This window comes from Enterobacter sp. S-33, from assembly GCF_028735835.1.
Taxonomy (GTDB): domain Bacteria; phylum Pseudomonadota; class Gammaproteobacteria; order Enterobacterales; family Enterobacteriaceae; genus Enterobacter; species Enterobacter vonholyi.
In genome coordinates this window covers 370374-390237 of the sequence record NZ_CP117838.1, presented here as the reverse complement: position 1 = coordinate 390237, position 19864 = coordinate 370374, and the positions used below count along the sequence as shown (strand labels likewise).

12 protein-coding genes, 3 tRNA genes, 3 rRNA genes and 1 pseudogene are annotated in these 19864 nt (G+C 53.6%); 9 read left to right on the top strand and 10 right to left on the bottom strand.

From position 1 onward, the window contains the following. Nucleotides 1-6 precede the first annotated feature (6 nt). Nucleotides 7-582 (top strand): transcriptional regulator, encoded by a 576-nt coding sequence (locus PUP35_RS01805; RefSeq protein WP_115876643.1) that lies wholly within the window; start codon nucleotides 7-9, stop codon nucleotides 580-582. Here PUP35_RS01805 and PUP35_RS01800 read toward each other — a convergent pair. Together PUP35_RS01800 and PUP35_RS01795 are read right to left on the bottom strand one after the other, a co-directional pair. After that, entirely contained in the window at nucleotides 579-1169 is a 591-nt protein-coding gene (locus tag PUP35_RS01800; protein ID WP_115876644.1) for a LysE family translocator, read from the bottom strand. The genes PUP35_RS01805 and PUP35_RS01800 overlap by 4 nt on opposite strands. Nucleotides 1170-1205: 36 nt before the next feature. Further along, nucleotides 1206-2051, bottom strand: a pseudogene (locus PUP35_RS01795) (AraC family ligand binding domain-containing protein). 170 nt (nucleotides 2052-2221) lie between these two features. On the opposite strand from PUP35_RS01795, the gene PUP35_RS01790 reads away from it, so the two are divergent. Next, nucleotides 2222-2297: transfer RNA gene (locus PUP35_RS01790), tRNA-Phe, on the top strand. A gap of 235 nt (nucleotides 2298-2532) precedes the next feature. On the opposite strand, the gene rrf is transcribed toward PUP35_RS01790, so the two are convergent. From rrf to PUP35_RS01765, 5 genes are all read right to left on the bottom strand, one after another. Further along, nucleotides 2533-2648: ribosomal RNA gene (gene rrf, locus PUP35_RS01785) — 5S ribosomal RNA — on the bottom strand. A gap of 72 nt (nucleotides 2649-2720) precedes the next feature. Continuing rightward, nucleotides 2721-5626 (bottom strand): 23S ribosomal RNA (locus PUP35_RS01780). Nucleotides 5627-5798: 172 nt separating this feature from the next. Further along, nucleotides 5799-5874: transfer RNA gene (locus PUP35_RS01775), tRNA-Ala, on the bottom strand. 107 nt (nucleotides 5875-5981) lie between these two features. Further along, nucleotides 5982-6058 (bottom strand) — tRNA-Ile (locus tag PUP35_RS01770). Between the two features lie 69 nt (nucleotides 6059-6127). Next, nucleotides 6128-7669: ribosomal RNA gene (locus PUP35_RS01765) — 16S ribosomal RNA — on the bottom strand. The 16S, 23S and 5S rRNA genes sit together here with 2 tRNA genes alongside, the layout of an rRNA operon. A gap of 493 nt (nucleotides 7670-8162) precedes the next feature. Here PUP35_RS01765 and PUP35_RS01760 point away from each other — a divergent pair. After that, the gene (locus PUP35_RS01760) at nucleotides 8163-9116 is read left to right on the top strand and encodes a nickel/cobalt transporter (protein WP_115876882.1); all 954 of its coding nucleotides are present in this window, start codon (nucleotides 8163-8165) and stop codon (nucleotides 9114-9116) included. Between the two features lie 33 nt (nucleotides 9117-9149). On the opposite strand, the gene proP is transcribed toward PUP35_RS01760, so the two are convergent. Next, nucleotides 9150-10652, bottom strand: a complete 1503-nt coding sequence (proP, locus tag PUP35_RS01755) for a glycine betaine/L-proline transporter ProP (protein WP_023334221.1) — start codon at nucleotides 10650-10652, stop codon at nucleotides 9150-9152. Nucleotides 10653-11300: 648 nt separating this feature from the next. Between proP and kdgT the strand changes: the two genes are divergently transcribed. Next, entirely contained in the window at nucleotides 11301-12293 is a 993-nt protein-coding gene (gene kdgT, locus PUP35_RS01750; RefSeq protein WP_115876883.1) for a 2-keto-3-deoxygluconate transporter, read from the top strand. 58 nt (nucleotides 12294-12351) lie between these two features. Here the strand turns inward: kdgT and PUP35_RS01745 are convergent, their stop codons facing one another. Continuing rightward, nucleotides 12352-13227 (bottom strand): diguanylate cyclase regulator RdcB family protein, encoded by an 876-nt coding sequence (locus PUP35_RS01745; protein ID WP_111964169.1) that lies wholly within the window; start codon nucleotides 13225-13227, stop codon nucleotides 12352-12354. Continuing rightward, complete coding sequence (gene crfC, locus PUP35_RS01740; RefSeq protein WP_274241812.1) at nucleotides 13224-15578, bottom strand: clamp-binding protein CrfC; 2355 nt, start codon at nucleotides 15576-15578, stop codon at nucleotides 13224-13226. The genes PUP35_RS01745 and crfC overlap by 4 nt, the downstream gene beginning before the upstream one ends. Nucleotides 15579-16173: 595 nt before the next feature. On the opposite strand from crfC, the gene PUP35_RS01735 reads away from it, so the two are divergent. The 5 genes from PUP35_RS01735 (at nucleotide 16174) to phnE (ending at nucleotide 19863) form a co-directional block, all read left to right on the top strand. After that, entirely contained in the window at nucleotides 16174-16509 is a 336-nt protein-coding gene (locus PUP35_RS01735) for a zinc ribbon domain-containing protein YjdM (protein WP_111964171.1), read from the top strand. An 80-nt stretch (nucleotides 16510-16589) separates the two neighbouring features. Continuing rightward, complete coding sequence (gene yjdN, locus PUP35_RS01730; protein ID WP_115876885.1) at nucleotides 16590-17030, top strand: VOC family metalloprotein YjdN; 441 nt, start codon at nucleotides 16590-16592, stop codon at nucleotides 17028-17030. 173 nt (nucleotides 17031-17203) lie between these two features. Next, nucleotides 17204-17992 carry a phosphonate ABC transporter ATP-binding protein gene (gene phnC, locus PUP35_RS01725; protein ID WP_136196026.1) on the top strand — a complete coding sequence of 263 codons (789 nt, stop codon included), beginning with the start codon at nucleotides 17204-17206 and terminating at the stop codon, nucleotides 17990-17992. A 24-nt stretch (nucleotides 17993-18016) separates the two neighbouring features. Continuing rightward, nucleotides 18017-19033 (top strand): phosphonate ABC transporter substrate-binding protein, encoded by a 1017-nt coding sequence (gene phnD, locus PUP35_RS01720; RefSeq protein ID WP_274241805.1) that lies wholly within the window; start codon nucleotides 18017-18019, stop codon nucleotides 19031-19033. Between the two features lie 50 nt (nucleotides 19034-19083). Continuing rightward, entirely contained in the window at nucleotides 19084-19863 is a 780-nt protein-coding gene (phnE, locus tag PUP35_RS01715; protein WP_274241803.1) for a phosphonate ABC transporter, permease protein PhnE, read from the top strand. Nucleotide 19864: the final 1 nt, after the last annotated feature.

Genomic DNA, 19864 nt, shown 5'->3' with positions numbered 1-19864 from the left:
ATAACCGTGCAACGTGAAGACGTACTGGGACAAGCCCTGCAATTACTTGAGATTCAAGGGATCGCCAGCACCACGCTTGAGATGGTAGCCGACCGTATCGATTACCCCCTGGAGGAACTTAAGCGCTTCTGGCCAGATAAAGAGGCGCTACTCTATGATGCCCTGCGCTATCTCAGCCAGCAGGTTGATATCTGGCGCAGGCAGCTGATGCTGAATGAAGAACTGACTGCGGAGCAGAAGCTGCTGGCGCGCTATACCGCCCTGACGGAATGTGTCAGCAACAACCGGTACCCGGGTTGTCTGTTTATCGCCGCCTGCACTTATTTTCCCGACCCTGGGCATCCTATCCACCAGTTAGCAGATCAGCAAAAACGGGCGGCTCATGACTTCACCCATGAGCTGTTAACCACCCTGGAAGTCGACGATCCGGCGATGGTGGCGAAGCAGATGGAACTGGTGCTGGAAGGTTGCCTCAGCCGCATGCTGGTAAACCGTAGCCAGGCCGATGTGGATACAGCGCACCGCCTGGCGGAAGATATTCTGCGCTTTGCTCAGTGCCGTATGGGCGGAGCGCTGACCTAAGCCAGCATGCCAGCCCAGGAAGAGACGATAAGACACAGCGCCATCAGGCGTTGAAATCGCACCATCGCTACGGTGGTGCGAAAAATTCGGTTCACCGCTTTACCCAGCCACGCCCAGCACATCAAACAGGCTATTGAGATCAGCAGAAACCATAGCGCCATTAGCGCAATATCCCGCAATGCATGATCGCCAGCAGGCGCAAACAGACTGACGACGGCCAGCGCCATCATCCAGGTTTTAGGGTTCACGATCTGCAGCAGTGCAGCCGCCTTAGCGGTAAATTGGATATGGTTCTCAGCGCTGAGACGAGCGGCCGGGGCGCGAAACAGCTGCCAGCTCATCCAGCTTAGCCACAGCACGCCTGTCCAGCTCATGAGCTGACGTATTAGAGGATACTGACGCAGCACTTCCCCTGCGCCGGCGCCTGATATCAGCACAATCGCACTGGCCGCGATACATCCGCCCAGAATAGCTGGTACGGTATTTTTAACGCCAAAGCGCTGGCTGTTCGTCAGCACCAGAATATTGGTTGGCCCCGGCGTAATGGAGGCGACAAAGGCGAACAACAGAAAGGGTATCAAACTCACAGGTGGCTCCTTTTTATTAGAGCCATGAATGTGCCGCTATTTTTTGGAAACGTCTGGAAGGTTTGTGCACAACCGGCGGTAGTGTGCAGGAGAGATACGGTAAGCCCGCTGAAACCAGCGCCCCAGATGGCTTTGATCGGCAAATCCCACTGCCGCAGCCACATCAACAGGCTAGTCGCCACACGCAAGCAGCTGTCGGGCCTTTGCCAGACGCAGTTGAAAAAGCCATGCGTGAGGCGCCAGGTTGAACTCGCGCTTAAAACAGCGCGTCAGGGTGAAGCGATCGGTGCCCGTCTCGCGCGCAAGGTCTGATAGCCCTACGTTCTCGCCGATATGTGCATAGAGATAGTCGCGCGCACGGTACGCCACGGCAGCACTTTGTAACTGCGACGGCAGCTTTTTACGCCAGTGGCAATGGGCGGTGATCCGGGAGAGCAGATTATCCATTGCGCTCTGCTGAACGATCTTCAACTCATTATTATGCAGGGTGGAAAATGTCTCGCCGATAGCGCGCACCAGCTGCGGCTCCCGCGTCAGCGTTTGGGCAAAGTGGAGTGAATAACTCCCGGGAGTAGATTCGTAAAGCCCCTGTAGCGCACGGATAAGCCAGCGCTCATCAAGATAGAAGGTCAGATAGGTAAAACCACCCTCTACAGGCGCATCTCCGTCGTGGATTTCACCAGGCTCGAGGAGGAAAGCGTCGCCCGGCTGGCTGCGATGACGCTCACGGCGGCAGTGAAACTGCTGCGTGCCGGAGAGGGTTATCCCTACAAGGTAGCTATCGTGCCAGTGCGGATCAAATGCATGCCCTTCGAAATGCGCTTTAATCGTCTCAATACCCGTATCTGCATGCTGACGCAGTTCAAGCCAGTCATTCACCATTACTGCCCTCCTCTTACTATCAGCATTGCCGTATTACACTGGTTCTGTCTGGAAGATTTGTGCATTTTCGCGGCGAAAGCGGACAGATTGCCGTAAACTTAAGCAGTTGAACAGCTTTTCCCGAAATAATGTTGACGATAGCGCGTGATTGCGGTTTAATGCGCTCCGTTGCCCGGATAGCTCAGTCGGTAGAGCAGGGGATTGAAAATCCCCGTGTCCTTGGTTCGATTCCGAGTCCGGGCACCACTATTTAAAGAACCCAGCCTATGGCTGGGTTTTTGCTTTTCTGCGTTTATAAATCCCTTCTTTGTATTCTTGTTTCTCTTTGTCGTGGGATCGTGCGGTCTGTATTGCCAATTTGCAGCTTTGCCTTATCGGGCCTACTAAACCCGTAGATCCGGCAAGCGCAGCGACACCAGTTTTTTCTGAGCACAAAGCAAAAAACCCCGCACCTTTCGGTACGGGGTTCTTCTATTTTGATGCCTGGCAGTTCCCTACTCTCACATGGGGAGACCCCACACTACCATCGGCGCTACGGCGTTTCACTTCTGAGTTCGGCATGGGGTCAGGTGGGACCACCGCGCTAAAGCCGCCAGGCAAATTCTGTTAATCTGTATCAGGCTGAAATTTGATTGTTCTGTCTCTTCGCCAAAACACCTTCGGCGTTGTAAGGTTAAGCCTCACGGTTCATTAGTATCGGTTAGCTCAACGCATCGCTGCGCTTACACACCCGACCTATCAACGTCATAGTCTTTAACGTTCCTTCAGGAGACTTAAAGTCTCAGGGAGAACTCATCTCGGGGCAAGTTTCGTGCTTAGATGCTTTCAGCACTTATCTTTTCCGCATTTAGCTACCGGGCAGTGCCATTGGCATGACAACCCGAACACCAGTGATGCGTCCACTCCGGTCCTCTCGTACTAGGAGCAGCCCCCCTCAATTCTCCAGCGCCCACGGCAGATAGGGACCGAACTGTCTCACGACGTTCTAAACCCAGCTCGCGTACCACTTTAAATGGCGAACAGCCATACCCTTGGGACCTACTTCAGCCCCAGGATGTGATGAGCCGACATCGAGGTGCCAAACACCGCCGTCGATATGAACTCTTGGGCGGTATCAGCCTGTTATCCCCGGAGTACCTTTTATCCGTTGAGCGATGGCCCTTCCATTCAGAACCACCGGATCACTATGACCTGCTTTCGCACCTGCTCGAGCCGTCACTCTCGCAGTCAAGCTAGCTTATGCCATTGCACTAACCTCCTGATGTCCGACCAGGATTAGCTAACCTTCGTGCTCCTCCGTTACTCTTTGGGAGGAGACCGCCCCAGTCAAACTACCCACCAGACACTGTCCGCAACCCGGATCACGGGTCTACGTTAGAACACCAGCCATTAAAGGGTGGTATTTCAAGGACGGCTCCACGCAGACTGGCGTCCACGCTTCAAAGCCTCCCACCTATCCTACACATCAAGGACCAGTGTTCAGTGTCAAGCTATAGTAAAGGTTCACGGGGTCTTTCCGTCTTGCCGCGGGTACACTGCATCTTCACAGCGAGTTCAATTTCACTGAGTCTCGGGTGGAGACAGCCTGGCCATCATTACGCCATTCGTGCAGGTCGGAACTTACCCGACAAGGAATTTCGCTACCTTAGGACCGTTATAGTTACGGCCGCCGTTTACCGGGGCTTCGATCAAGAGCTTCGCGTTGCCGCTAACCCCATCAATTAACCTTCCGGCACCGGGCAGGCGTCACACCGTATACGTCCACTTTCGTGTTTGCACAGTGCTGTGTTTTTAATAAACAGTTGCAGCCAGCTGGTATCTTCGACTGATTTCAGCTCCACCCGCAGGGGCTTCACCTACATATCAGCGTGCCTTCTCCCGAAGTTACGGCACCATTTTGCCTAGTTCCTTCACCCGAGTTCTCTCAAGCGCCTTGGTATTCTCTACCTGACCACCTGTGTCGGTTTGGGGTACGATTTCGTGTTACCTGATGCTTAGAGGCTTTTCCTGGAAGCAGGGCATTTGTTACTTCAGCACCGTAGTGCCTCGTCATCACACCTCAGCGTTAATAAACGACCGGATTTACCTGGTCGTTCCGCCTACATGCTTAAACCGGGACAACCGTCGCCCGGCTAACATAGCCTTCTCCGTCCCCCCTTCGCAGTAACACCAAGTACAGGAATATTAACCTGTTTCCCATCGACTACGCCTTTCGGCCTCGCCTTAGGGGTCGACTCACCCTGCCCCGATTAACGTTGGACAGGAACCCTTGGTCTTCCGGCGAGCGGGCTTTTCACCCGCTTTATCGTTACTTATGTCAGCATTCGCACTTCTGATACCTCCAGCATGCCTCACAGCACACCTTCAACGGCTTACAGAACGCTCCCCTACCCAACAACGCATAAGCGTCGCTGCCGCAGCTTCGGTGCATGGTTTAGCCCCGTTACATCTTCCGCGCAGGCCGACTCGACCAGTGAGCTATTACGCTTTCTTTAAATGATGGCTGCTTCTAAGCCAACATCCTGGCTGTCTGTGCCTTCCCACATCGTTTCCCACTTAACCATGACTTTGGGACCTTAGCTGGCGGTCTGGGTTGTTTCCCTCTTCACGACGGACGTTAGCACCCGCCGTGTGTCTCCCGTGATAACATTCTTCGGTATTCGTAGTTTGCATCGGGTTGGTAAGCCGGGATGGCCCCCTAGCCGAAACAGTGCTCTACCCCCGAAGATGAATTCACGAGGCGCTACCTAAATAGCTTTCGGGGAGAACCAGCTATCTCCCGGTTTGATTGGCCTTTCACCCCCAGCCACAAGTCATCCGCTAATTTTTCAACATTAGTCGGTTCGGTCCTCCAGTTAGTGTTACCCAACCTTCAACCTGCCCATGGCTAGATCACCGGGTTTCGGGTCTATACCCTGCAACTTAACGCCCAGTTAAGACTCGGTTTCCCTTCGGCTCCCCTATACGGTTAACCTTGCTACAGAATATAAGTCGCTGACCCATTATACAAAAGGTACGCAGTCACACCACGAAGGTGCTCCCACTGCTTGTACGTACACGGTTTCAGGTTCTTTTTCACTCCCCTCGCCGGGGTTCTTTTCGCCTTTCCCTCACGGTACTGGTTCACTATCGGTCAGTCAGGAGTATTTAGCCTTGGAGGATGGTCCCCCCATATTCAGACAGGATACCACGTGTCCCGCCCTACTCTTCGAGTTCACAGCCTGTGTGCTTTCGTGTACGGGACTGTCACCCTGTACCGTGCGACTTTCCAGACGCTTCCACTAACACACAAGCTGATTCAGACTCTGGGCTGCTCCCCGTTCGCTCGCCGCTACTGGGGGAATCTCGGTTGATTTCTTTTCCTCGGGGTACTTAGATGTTTCAGTTCCCCCGGTTCGCCTCGTTAACCTATGTATTCAGTTAACGATAGTGCAACGAATTGCACTGGGTTTCCCCATTCGGACATCGCCGGGTCAAAGGTTCATATCACCTCGCCGGCGCTTTTCGCAGATTAGCACGTCCTTCATCGCCTCTGACTGCCAGGGCATCCACCGTGTACGCTTAGTCGCTTAACCTCACAACCCGAAGATGTTTCACTTCAAGATTGCGAAAATTTGAGAGACTCGAACACACCATTAAAGATGTGTCGTTTCAATTTTCAGCTTGATCCAGATTTTTAAAGAGCAAAACTTCGCAGTGCACCTTTTCAGGTTCACTCTGAAGTTTTCTTGTGTTTGCAGTAAAAGATGGTGGAGCTATGCGGGATCGAACCGCAGACCTCCTGCGTGCAAAGCAGGCGCTCTCCCAGCTGAGCTATAGCCCCATCGTTTTGCAATCTCTGTACCGGTAATTTTTCCTGAGACAAGGCGTGGTAACGCGAAGCATACATCAGTATGTGAGCGTTGCCGCAACGCAGTATCAGGGAAAATTTGGTAGGCCTGAGTGGACTTGAACCACCGACCTCACCCTTATCAGGGGTGCGCTCTAACCACCTGAGCTACAAGCCTGCAGAGATTTTTACTGCTGTTTTTCATCAGACAATCTGTGTGAGCACTACAAAGGCAGGTTCTTTAAGGTAAGGAGGTGATCCAACCGCAGGTTCCCCTACGGTTACCTTGTTACGACTTCACCCCAGTCATGAATCACAAAGTGGTAAGCGCCCTCCCGAAGGTTAAGCTACCTACTTCTTTTGCAACCCACTCCCATGGTGTGACGGGCGGTGTGTACAAGGCCCGGGAACGTATTCACCGTAGCATTCTGATCTACGATTACTAGCGATTCCGACTTCATGGAGTCGAGTTGCAGACTCCAATCCGGACTACGACGCACTTTATGAGGTCCGCTTGCTCTCGCGAGGTCGCTTCTCTTTGTATGCGCCATTGTAGCACGTGTGTAGCCCTACTCGTAAGGGCCATGATGACTTGACGTCATCCCCACCTTCCTCCAGTTTATCACTGGCAGTCTCCTTTGAGTTCCCGGCCTAACCGCTGGCAACAAAGGATAAGGGTTGCGCTCGTTGCGGGACTTAACCCAACATTTCACAACACGAGCTGACGACAGCCATGCAGCACCTGTCTCAGAGTTCCCGAAGGCACCAATCCATCTCTGGAAAGTTCTCTGGATGTCAAGAGTAGGTAAGGTTCTTCGCGTTGCATCGAATTAAACCACATGCTCCACCGCTTGTGCGGGCCCCCGTCAATTCATTTGAGTTTTAACCTTGCGGCCGTACTCCCCAGGCGGTCGACTTAACGCGTTAGCTCCGGAAGCCACGCCTCAAGGGCACAACCTCCAAGTCGACATCGTTTACGGCGTGGACTACCAGGGTATCTAATCCTGTTTGCTCCCCACGCTTTCGCACCTGAGCGTCAGTCTTTGTCCAGGGGGCCGCCTTCGCCACCGGTATTCCTCCAGATCTCTACGCATTTCACCGCTACACCTGGAATTCTACCCCCCTCTACAAGACTCTAGCCTGCCAGTTTCGAATGCAGTTCCCAGGTTGAGCCCGGGGATTTCACATCCGACTTGACAGACCGCCTGCGTGCGCTTTACGCCCAGTAATTCCGATTAACGCTTGCACCCTCCGTATTACCGCGGCTGCTGGCACGGAGTTAGCCGGTGCTTCTTCTGCGGGTAACGTCAATCGATGAGGTTATTAACCTCACCGCCTTCCTCCCCGCTGAAAGTACTTTACAACCCGAAGGCCTTCTTCATACACGCGGCATGGCTGCATCAGGCTTGCGCCCATTGTGCAATATTCCCCACTGCTGCCTCCCGTAGGAGTCTGGACCGTGTCTCAGTTCCAGTGTGGCTGGTCATCCTCTCAGACCAGCTAGGGATCGTCGCCTAGGTGAGCCGTTACCCCACCTACTAGCTAATCCCATCTGGGCACATCTGATGGCAAGAGGCCCGAAGGTCCCCCTCTTTGGTCTTGCGACGTTATGCGGTATTAGCTACCGTTTCCAGTAGTTATCCCCCTCCATCAGGCAGTTTCCCAGACATTACTCACCCGTCCGCCGCTCGCCGGCAAAGTAGCAAGCTACTTTCCGCTGCCGCTCGACTTGCATGTGTTAGGCCTGCCGCCAGCGTTCAATCTGAGCCATGATCAAACTCTTCAATTTAAGTTTGATGCTCGTGAATTAAACTTCGTAATGAATTACGCATGTTCACTCAGAGACTTGGTATTCATTTATTGTCCGAAGACATTAAGAATCCATGTCACTTTGAGTGCCCACACAGATTGTCTGATAAATTGTTAAAGAGCAGTGCAACGCAGCTTTCGCTCACCGTTGCGAGGTGGCGTATATTACGCTTTCCTCTTTCAGAGTCAACCCGTTATTTCAGGATTTTTTCTCTTCAACCGACCGGCTGTTTGTGAAGTGATTCACATCCGCCGTGTCGATGGAGGCGCATTATAGGGAGTTCCCGAACGACCGCAACCGAAAAGTTGCAAAAAAATGACTGACTGCTGCATTCCCCAGCAAAACCCCGCCTTATACCATTTTATGCACAAAGTTATCCACAATCATGCACGGTTCCCGACGCGATCCCACGAATTGAGCGGTAAGATCAACTATACTAGCGGCAAATACTCTCCTCTGTGCAGGCCGCATCATGACCACACAACGCCTCACCCGTGACTGGCGTCTCCCTACAGCTGGGTTGATGCTTCTGGCAATTCTCTGTGCCGGTTTTACCCTGCACACGCACTGGAACGCCTTTATCCAGTGGTGTCTTGCCACACAAATTACCCTGCACCGTTATCTGGTGATGTATCTGCTGCAGCTTAATAATCACCAGTACAGCGGAGGATTATGGCTGTTAACGGGGGCTTTCCTTTATGGTGTCCTTCACGCCATCGGACCCGGGCACGGAAAATTCATTGTGACAACCTATCTGACTACCAATAAGGAAAGCGAGCTGGCCGCCCGGGTCGTTCCCTTCCTGGGCAGCCTGATGCAGGGCGTCAGCGCCATTCTGTTTGTCTTTATTCTGGCGGTAGGATTTAACCTCGCCTCAGGGGATATTAGTACCAGCCGCTGGTATGTGGAGAAGATCAGCGCAGTGCTTATTGGCGCATTTGGCGCATTTGTCATTTACCAGGCGCTGAAAAGTCTGCGTCCGCGCAGAATGTCTGTCTCTGCAATTAAGCCACTTCATCAGCACGGCGAACACTGTGGCTGCAGCCATCACGGCGTAGGTACAGACCTGACGCAGGGCGACTGGAAAACCCGTCTGGGCGTGATTCTGGCGATTGGCGCACGCCCGTGCAGCGGGGCGATCATGATTCTGATGTTTTCGAACGCGCTGGGCATTGTCACCTGGGGGGTGGCCGCAGTCATGACCATGTCTCTGGGAACCGCCCTCTCTATTGTGGGGCTGTCCCTGGCTGTAAGGTACGCCCGCGAACGCACGGTGACCTGGTTCGGAGAAAGCGCCTCATTAAGATGGCTGGTACCGGCAGTCAAAATAGCCGGAGGGATAGTCCTGATCCTGTTCGCGACAGTGCTGTTCCTGACGGTGATCCCCATCAGTGCCAATGGCGACTACATCGCTGCCGGATGCTAATAAAAGAAAACCCGCCGTTGGCGGGTTTATTTATTACTCGTTGATGCGTGGATGCTGATCCACCAGTCGGGAGCGTTTTTTCTGCAGCTCTTCAATCTCGGCGTCAATATCCTCAATCTTCTGCTCTACATTATCGTAGTGCTCACGCAGGATCTCCTTCGCTTCCTGGATATCCGATGCCGCAGGCGTTGCGCCTTTCAGAGGACGATTTGCCGTCTCCTTCATGGTAATACCGGTAATCAAACCAATCACCGCGATCACCATCAGGTAATAAGCAGGCATCATCAGGTTCTGTGTGCTCTCCACCAGCGAGGCGGCAAGCGTTGGGGTCAGACCGGCAATCAGCACCGAGATGTTAAAGGCTGCGGCCAGCGCGCTGTAGCGAATGTGGGTCGGGAACATTGCGGGCAGCGTTGAGGCCATCACCCCGATAAAGCAGTTAAGGATCACCGCCAGCATCAGCAGACCGGCAAAAATCAGCCCCAGCACATCACTGTTAATAAGAATAAATGCCGGGATTGCCAGAGCAAACAGCGCAACGCTTCCCAGAATAATGAACGGTCGACGACCAAAACGGTCACTCAACAGACCCATAATCGGCTGCACAAACAGCATACCCACCATGATGGCGATAATAATCAGCACACCGTGATCTTCCGAATAGTGCAGGTTATGCGACAGATAGCTCGGCATGTAGGTCAACAGCATGTAGTAGGTCACGTTGGTCGAAATCACCAGACCAATACAGGTCAGCAGGCTGCGCCAGTGCTTAGTGGCAATCTCTTTGAACGATACCTTAGGACCATCCTGCAGCCCTTCGCGGTCACCCTGCTCCAGTTTATCGACGTGCTGCTGGAAGGCAGGCGTCTCTTCCAGCGCATGACGCAGGTAGAGGCCAATAATCCCCAGCGGCAATGCCAGGAAGAACGGAATACGCCAGCCCCAGTCGAGGAAGTTATCTTCACCCACCACGGTTGAAATCAGCACCACGACGCCCGCCCCCAGGACAAACCCGGCAATCGAGCCGAAGTCCAGCCAGCTTCCCATAAAACCGCGCTTACGGTCCGGGGAATACTCGGCAACGAAGATCGAGGCTCCGGTATATTCACCGCCTACGGAGAAGCCCTGGGCCATCTTACAAATCAGCAGGAGAATGGGTGCCCAAATGCCGATGGTGGCGTAAGACGGTATAAGGCCGATACAGAATGTACTGATCGACATAATAACGATGGTGATAGCAAGGATCTTCTGGCGACCATATTTATCGCCGAGCATACCGAAGAACAGACCGCCCAGCGGGCGAATCAGGAAGGGAACGGAGAACGTACCCAGTGCAGCAATCATCTGCAGGCTGGGATCGGCCCCGGGGAAAAACACTTTACCTAACGCATAGGCCACAAAACCGTAGACACCAAAATCGAACCATTCCATCGCATTACCGAGCGAGGCTGCGGTAATCGCTTTACGCAGCTTTGCGTCATCAATAATGGTGACGTCGCGAAGCGTGATGGGTTTAATCTTTTTCCTTCTCAGCATAGCTATCCTCGTTGACTCGGCCCTGTCTGTTTCACAGTCCAGTATGCGTTCTGTGAACCATGGGATCCGCTCCATGCGAATCGCCTTATTCAAGCGTAGCAGGTTTACTTACATTGACGTTTTACATCGATACAACCGAACCTGTTGACGCCTGCCTGGGCAGTTAATGACCTTTTTACCCTACCAGCGTTTATATTTGTGATCAACTTCACATATATTTTTGCGTCTGGTCAACTCAGTCCAATTTTTGTCAAGGAATGCCAATAAGCACTTCCTTACCCTCCCTAAAAAACATCCTCACGCGCGTTTTTATTTCTTTCGTAACAGAAAAACAAACCACGTTAATTCACATCAACTTTACATAAATTTTCATCAAAAGGATCCGGCCTCAAGCTTTACATTGAATATGTGACAAAGATAACTAAAACGATGTTTTATTTTCATTGAATCAATATTCCAATGATCGCATGATAAATCCGAATACAACGTTTTATGTGTTTTCAAAAGAGGCTAATCGCGAGCACACATTTAATTATGTTGCTGGGTCATCGAAAAAAGACGGCAAGCAATAAGAGCAATCAATTGAATTTATTGACTAATTTTTAACACCTATCCCCCGTGCTGCGGGATCCGATGTGAGGTTTGTCTATGAAGATTAAAGCCACGATAGAACGCATTCCTGGCGGTATGATGCTGGTTCCGCTGGTGCTGGGCGCGATCCTGAATACCCTTGCTCCCAATACCGGAGCTTATTTTGGCGGTTTCACTAAAGGCATGATAACGGGCACGGTTCCGATTCTTGCCGTCTGGTTTTTTTGTATCGGCGCGTCCATTAATTTGCGGGCAACGGGTACCGTATTACGGAAATCCGGAACGCTGGTGATAACCAAAATAGCGGTAGCCTGGGCGGCGGCAATGATATGCGCAATGTTCATTCCAGAGAATGGAATTCAGACCGGGTTCTTCGCGGGATTATCGGTCCTGGCAATTGTCTCGGCGATGGACATGACCAACGGCGGATTATACGCCAGCCTGATGAACCAGTACGGAACGAAAGAAGAGTCCGGCGCATTTGTGTTGATGTCACTGGAGTCCGGCCCATTAATGACGATGCTGATCCTGGGGTCTGCTGGCCTGGCCTCGTTTGAACCCCACCACTTTGTCGGCGCGATCCTGCCCTTCCTGGTCGGTTTCGCCCTTGGCAATCTCGATCGCGATCTGCGTGATTTCTTCAGCAAAGCCACGCCGGTGCTGATCCCTTTCTTCGGTTTCGCACTGGGGAACACCATCAACCTGAAGGTCATTCTCGATACAGGCCTGCTGGGCATTGTGCTGGGTGTCGCCGTGATCGTCATCACCGGCATTCCGCTGATTATTGCTGACCGCGTAATCGGAGGAGGAAACGGCACGGCGGGCGTCGCCGCCTCTTCAGCCGCAGGTGCTGCTGTCGCAAACCCGATGATTATTGCTCAGATTAACCCGGCCTTCGAACCGGTCGCTGCTTCAGCGACAGCACTGGTTGCCGCGAGCGTGATTGTCACCGCGATTCTGGTACCCATCATCACGGCGCTGTATGCGAAGCGCTACGGGAATATGCATGAGACCCAGCCTGAACCGAAGCCAATAGAAGCGAATCATTAACACACCGCACCAGATCATCCCCTCTCCCCTCGGGGAGAGGATCGGGGTGATAAGGTATTCATCCAAAAATTTCTTCCACCATCCCGTCCACCAGCCGTTTTGCCGAACAGAGCCGCGGCATGCCCAGCGCGACGGTCTGCCAGTTTTGCGTCACTGACCAGCTCACCGGATGTTGATCCGCCTGACACCAGTCCCCCAGCCAGCCCAGCATATCTTTATGATCGATTAAGCCCGGAGAGGCCGGCGTTGTAAGCCACTGGTGATAGAAATGGCGGGTCGTGGGTGACGCATTGATCCCCTGCGCCAGATAATTAGCCGCCATGCTGCGCAGGTTATCCTTAAGCATTGCCGCCACATCTTCATTCGCGAGGCGGCATGCGTCACCAAATGCCCCCCAGCGCAGCTCTTCCAGGACGATAAAACAGCGCCCGGCCAGCGACCAGCCATCATAATGTCCGGCCCGCCAGCGGGTAAAAATCTGCTCGCTGTGCTCGCCCGCCTGCACCGTCAGCCCGCGCTGGGTTAGCGCCTTCTCTTTCCAGGCGGCGCGTTGGGTAAAATGAGAAGAGAGTTCAGCGTACTGCTGCATCAGTCCGGGGGACTGCTGGGCGCGCGGGTGCGTCTGCTGGCGCAAAGCAATCAGTTTCTCTGCCATCAGCGTCAGCGCGAGATGACCCGGGTCAAGCATGCCGGCCAGTTTTTCCGCCAGCCCCAGGCGCAGCGCCGCATTTTCATTGAGCATACCCGCCATCGCCCAGGGGCGTAGCCGGGTATGCGTCATGATTTCCTGAGTCAAACGCTCACGAAACTGAAGCTGTTGAGGTCCCAGGTGAGGATGACGCGCCGCGTCCACTCCCTGAACCAGATCGACCATAAATTTTGGATTAATACACTCCAGCGTTCGCCCGGGGCCATCCAGTAGTGGTGTTGTCATGGTTGCTCTGCCGCGAATAGAGTTTGAATATCATCGCGTAACAGTCGGGTATCTTCCTGTATCCACGTCGCAGTAGTAATACTTTGCTTCAACAACTGGCAGAGCGCTCGGGTTGAATGCTCATTCTGTTGACGCACTGCGAGGCTATCACGCAAGCTTTCCTGTAACCCGGTCAGGCACAAAGAAAATTCTGCAAAGAACGTTGCCATTCCTGCCGTAACAGAGACATCGACCTGCGCGGACAAAGCTTTACGTATTTGTTCACAAAACAGCTCAATATGTTGCTTAAATCTGTCATGTAGCTGCGCAATATCGATAACATAGCGCGTGCGCGTTTCCACATACTCATCCCAGCCCCAGCCCGGATTATTGAGCCAACGAGAGACTGTTTCACGCATGCTGCTCCCGCCGGATGGGTGGCCAGCCTGGCTGTCATCCTGCGCAATCGCATCGTTAAACAGCGCTCGCGTATTGAAGTTAAGCTGGCTTGCCTGAAACGCGGGGAAACTGATCCGCGCCCGAAAACCCGCATGGCTCAGATGCTCTTTAATACGCGTTTCGATGGGGCGCATGGCTTCGTTCAGGGAACGCGCCAGCGTAGATTCAAGCTGGTCGAAGCGTAACGCCAGCTCCCGGCAAATCTTCGTCTGTGCATCCAGCATCACCAGCTCGCAGGAGGAGCGGATTTTACTCAGCGCGATCTGCGCCTGCCCTTCATCTTCCAGAACCAGCTGTTTCAGCTCGTGCGGCTCGTCACCGCGAAGGTTCTGCCGATCGATACCTGCCAAATCAAGAATATGCTGAGCGCTGAACACCTCACCAATCGCCTGGTGAAGCGCAGTTTTTTGGGCTCCCATAAAGTCCGTAGTGGCGTTCAGAGCCTCTTCAACCTCATGTTTCACCTCATCGCTCACCACGCTCTGACGCGTCTGCAGAAGCGCCATGTCCTCTTCCAGACGTGCGATGTTCAGTTCCAGCGCCTCAAAGGCAACCGTCAATCCCTGATAGCGGAAGTCGAGATACTCCCGGGCATTTTGCGCGTAGTTAAGCAGCTTATGCGAGGCCGAACGCAGCGCGTAAAGCGAAGCATTGGCATAGGCGGCGTAAATCAGTTTGCGTATCGGTTGTTCGAATAGCGAATCTTCCCAGAGCAAATCGGCAGAATGACGAATATGGTCGATATCGTCCAGGTCCGCCGTGCGCCAGCGACGTCCAAGCGCAGCTTCAGCAAAATCCTGCACCCAGGGTTGCTCCTGATGATCCGGCAGTTGTCCGTGGGTACTCATCTCGTAGCGAGCGCGGTTCGCCAGATAGGCCCACATGGACGAAACGGGGTAGATCTGGCCGGGTGAAATATTGCCTTTCATTAAGGTGCCGGAGATCATCGCCCGGATCTGCTCTTCATCGTCGCTATTGCGATCTTTCTGATCGAATTTATTGACCAGCGCATACAGCGGCACGGATTTTCCCGCCGCAGAAATGGCCTGGCGGACTTCTTCATCAGAGATGGATTTAAGCTGGGTATAATCCATCACGGCCAGCACCGCCGACGCGCGGGACAACTGCTCGCTGAGCATTTTTTGCAGGTGCGGCTGTCCGGCCTCATTCGGCCCGGGCGTATCGAGCAGCGTCAGCTGTCCGAGGTGAGCATCCAGACCCGCAAGATGCACGAACTCCACTTCAATTACCGGGATATGTTCGATAGCCGCATACTCAGAGAACGGAAACTCTACACCTAATGCCTGGGAAAGCCTCACCAGGTCGTTGAGACTTTTCAGACAGTGAAATATCGGCTGTGCGCCCAGGTGATGCTTCTCAAACGCTTCCCCTTTTTCAATGCGCTCCAGCAGCGTATTCATGTCTTTATCAATTTCCAGACGCTGAGCCAGCTTCCCGCGGTCGTAATCGCATAGCTTTTTCTGGAGCAGTTGGATCAATTCATCAATGGGCGAGGCATGCGAGAAATGCAGCACCGGCTCCTTCTGACCCGGCGTGTGGCGAATCAGGGTAGGAAGTGCCGTCATCGGACGATTGCGATTCGGCAACACTTCGGTCCCCACAATCGCATTAATGGTGGTTGATTTCCCCGCCTTCATGGTGCCCACAATAGCCAGGACCATTTCCAGCCGGGTTATTTTTCGTAATTCATTATTCAGCATCGCCTGCTGCGCTTCGACGCCGCGCGCGCTAAAATGCAAAGGTAAAACGTTGTTCTTTTCACCCGTAATAGCAGCCGCAGTGCTCTCCAGCATCGCAGTCGGCATTGATTTCAACGTATCAAGGTTTTGCAGGGCGAGCTGCAGCAAACGCTCAGCTTCCTGGCTTAATTCAAAAATGGTCTGTGTGTGCATGATAAAAGCCTTTCCTTAACGCAAATTTATTACTTTTATTAAGCCACTGGTATTAATTATGTTGTTCAGGCTTATATGATTACGTGTGGAAAACATGTTCGCCGAAATATAACTGATTGATGATAATCAGAAATAATTCACTATCCTTGCATGGCGTGTATAGCTTCCCTCCTGGCCTGACAGCCAAAAGAAAAAAAGCGTAGCCCATTTTTAAGAAACTTCAGGATATATCATCATTATTCCCCCCCTAAAAAGAGAGGTAATACCCCACTGCCATAAGATATGTAGAGCAGCGAAGTCCAGAGATAAATAACAATGTGTCGCTTCACCTTATCCGAAATGAAGGAACGTAGCAATTTGCCACAATAAAATATTCGATATATTTAGCGTCATTTCTTCCCACCGTGTTAATGAGGTCAGCATCGCTTAACTGACTGACAGGAAGTGTCACTCCCAATACGTTTTTTGCATTTTTTTAATTCACAATGTCACCGACAAACGTGTGGATTTGCGCTATACTTGCCGCCTTTTTCGGCACGCTGCCGTCATTTAGCTGGCACTTTCCAGCGCGTTTACACTTTTTGAGGATACCGATATGTCACTCCCACACTGCCCAAAATGCAATTCTGAATACACCTATGAAGATAATGGCATGTTCATCTGCCCGGAATGCGCTCATGAATGGAATGATGCCGAACCATCAAACGATGCTGATGCACTTGTCGTCAAAGATGCGAACGGCAATCTGCTGGCGGACGGCGACAGCGTCACCGTGATTAAAGATCTGAAAGTGAAAGGCAGCTCTTCCATGCTGAAGATCGGCACCAAAGTGAAGAATATCCGTCTGGTTGAAGGCGATCATAATATCGACTGCAAAATTGACGGCTTCGGTCCGATGAAGCTGAAATCAGAGTTTGTGAAAAAGAACTGATTTACCCGCCCGGTGGCGCTTCGCTTACCGGGCTTTCGGGCACTACACTTAACGGGCTTATCTTACGTGAGGTAAAGATTATGCCGTTAAGTCCCTACATCTCTTTTGCCGGCAACTGCGCTGAGGCCACCGCCTTTTACCAGCAAGCCGTCGGCGCAGAACTTCTCTATAAAATCACCTTCGGTGAAATGCCAAAAAGCGATAACAGCGAAGAAGGCTGTCCGTCCGGTATGCAATTTCCGGATTCGGCTATCGCCCACTCCAACGTCCGCATTGCGGGCAGCGATATCATGATGAGCGACGGGATGCCGCCCGGCAGCAACGCACAGTACGCGGGTTTTACGCTGGTGCTTGACACCCAGGACGTCCATGAAGGCAAACGCTGGTTCGACAACCTCGCCGCGGGCGGGAACATCGACATGGCCTGGCAGGAAACCTTCTGGGCACATGGTTTTGGTAGAGTCACCGATAAGTACGGCGTGCCGTGGATGATTAACGTCGTTAAGCAACAAACGTCGTAGGCAGGACATGCGCAGCGCAGCCAGCAAAAGCGCGCGGTGGCGCTGCGCTTACCGGGCCTACAGTAACTGTCATCGCTTTCACTTCAACTCTTCAAACTCCCGCAACCTGCACTTAACCCAAATGTCATATTGATGCGCCAGCATGAGGCCACATTTATCGTGAGGCCCAGCACATGCAAACCGTCATCCGCGTCGAGAAACTGAGCAAGACCTTCAATCACAACAAGGCTCTGCATGCCGTTGATCTGACCGTCCGGCAGGGCGACATGGTGGCGCTTCTCGGGCCTTCTGGCTCGGGTAAATCTACCCTTCTGCGCCATTTGAGCGGGCTTATCACCGGCGATAAAACGCCGGAAAGCCACGTCGAGCTGCTGGGTAATACCGTACAGCGCGCCGGGCGTCTGGCGAGCGATATCCGCAAGAGCCGCGCCCAGACGGGCTACATCTTCCAGCAGTTCAACCTGGTAAACCGCCTGACGGTGCTGGAGAACGTGCTGATTGGCGCGCTCGGCAGCACCCCGTTCTGGCGCACCTGTCTGCGCTGGTTCTCCCCTTCCCAGAAGCAGGAAGCCTTACAGGCGCTGACCCGCGTCGGCATGGCGCACTTCGCCCACCAGCGCGTCTCCACCCTGTCCGGTGGGCAACAGCAGCGCGTGGCGATTGCGCGCGCGCTGATGCAGAAAGCGCAAATCATTCTTGCTGACGAACCCATCGCCTCGCTGGACCCGGAGTCCGCCCGCATCGTGATGGAGACCCTGCGCGACATTAACCAGAACGACGGCATCACCGTAGTGGTCACGCTGCATCAGGTGGATTACGCCCTGCGCTACTGCGAGCGCATCGTCGCCCTGCGTCAGGGGCACGTGTTCTTTGATGGCGCGAGCCATCAGTTTGATAACGAACGTTTTGACCATCTCTACCGCAGCATTAACCGCGTCGAAGAGAACGCGCAGGCTGCTTAATTAAACCCGATCCGAGGAAAGTACATGAGCTACAAAGCCGTTGCCGCGCTGGCCTTTACCAGCATGTTCAGCATCAGCACCCTGTTAAGCCCAGCGTATGCGGAAGAGCAGGAAAAAGCGCTGAACTTCGGCATTATTTCGACAGAATCACAGCAGAACCTGAAGCCTCAGTGGGAACCGTTCCTGAAAGATATGGAAACCAAACTGGGGATCAAAGTGAACGCCTTCTTCGCCCCGGACTATGCGGGCATCATCCAGGGGATGCGCTTTAATAAAGTAGACATCGCCTGGTACGGCAACCTCTCCGCCATGGAAGCGGTGGACCGCGCGAACGGCCAGGTCTTTGCCCAGACCGTCGCGGCAGATGGCTCCCCTGGCTACTGGAGCGTGCTGATCGTCAACAAAGACAGCCCGATCAACAACCTCAATGACATGCTCGCCAAACGTAAAGAGCTGACCTTCGGCAACGGCGATCCGAACTCTACCTCCGGCTACCTTGTCCCTGGCTACTACGTCTTCGCCAAAAACAACGCCTCCGCCAGCGACTTCAAGCGCACCGTAAACGCCAGCCACGAAACCAACGCTCTGGCCGTGGCCAACAAGCAGGTAGACGTTGCCACCAACAACACCGAGAACCTCGACAAGCTGAAAACCTCAGCGCCGGACAAGCTTAAAGAGATCAAGGTTATCTGGAAATCGCCGCTGATCCCGGGCGACCCGATCGTGTGGCGTAAAAATCTCTCCGAGAGCACCAAGGACAAGGTATACGACTTCTTCATGAACTATGGCAAAACGCCGGAAGAGAAAGCGGTTCTCGAACGTCTGGGCTGGGCACCGTTCCGCCCGTCAAGTGACCTGCAGCTGGTTCCGATTCGCCAGCTGACGCTGTTTAAAGAGATGCAGGGCGTCAAGGACAACAAGGGACTGAAGGACGAGGAAAAGACCAGCAAAGTGGCCGAGATTCAGGCCCAGCTTGAAGACCTCGACCGCCTGACCGCCGCGCTCGGCGCGATGACCAGCGTGAATAAAGCGGTGCAGTAACTTTGTCCCCTCTCCCTTGAGGGAGAGGGAGAACAGATTAAGGAGCCAACATGCAAACCATCACTCTCCCGCCGCCAAAGCGCAGCTGGTTCTCGCTCATAAGCTGGGCCATCCTGCTGGCGGTGCTGGTTATCTCCTGGAAGGGCGCGGAAATGGATCCGCTGCTGCTCTTCAAAGACGCGGGCAACATGGCGACCTTCGCCGCCGACTTCTTCCCGCCGGACTTCAGCCAGTGGCAGGACTACCTCAGCGAAATGGCGGTCACCCTGCAAATCGCCGTCTGGGGCACCGCGCTTGCCGTCATTCTCTCCGTTCCGTTTGGCCTGATGAGCGCCGAAAACATCGTGCCGTGGTGGGTATACCAACCCATGCGCCGCCTGATGGACGCCTGCCGCGCCATCAACGAAATGGTCTTTGCGATGCTGTTCGTGGTCGCCGTCGGCCTGGGTCCGTTCGCGGGCGTCATGGCGCTGTTCATCCACACCACCGGCGTGCTCTCCAAGCTGCTCTCCGAGGCGGTCGAAGCCATTGAACCCGGTCCGGTGGAAGGCATCCGCGCCACGGGTGCCAATAAAATCGAAGAGATCCTCTACGGCGTTCTGCCTCAGGTGATGCCGCTGCTGATCTCCTACTCCCTGTACCGCTTTGAGTCCAACGTCCGCTCCGCCACCGTGGTCGGCATGGTCGGCGCAGGCGGGATTGGCGTCACCCTGTGGGAAGCGATTCGCGGTTTCCAGTTCCAGCAAACCTGCGCCCTGATGGCGCTCATCATCGTCACCGTCAGCCTGCTGGATTTCCTCTCTCAACGTTTGCGTAAGCACTTCATCTGAG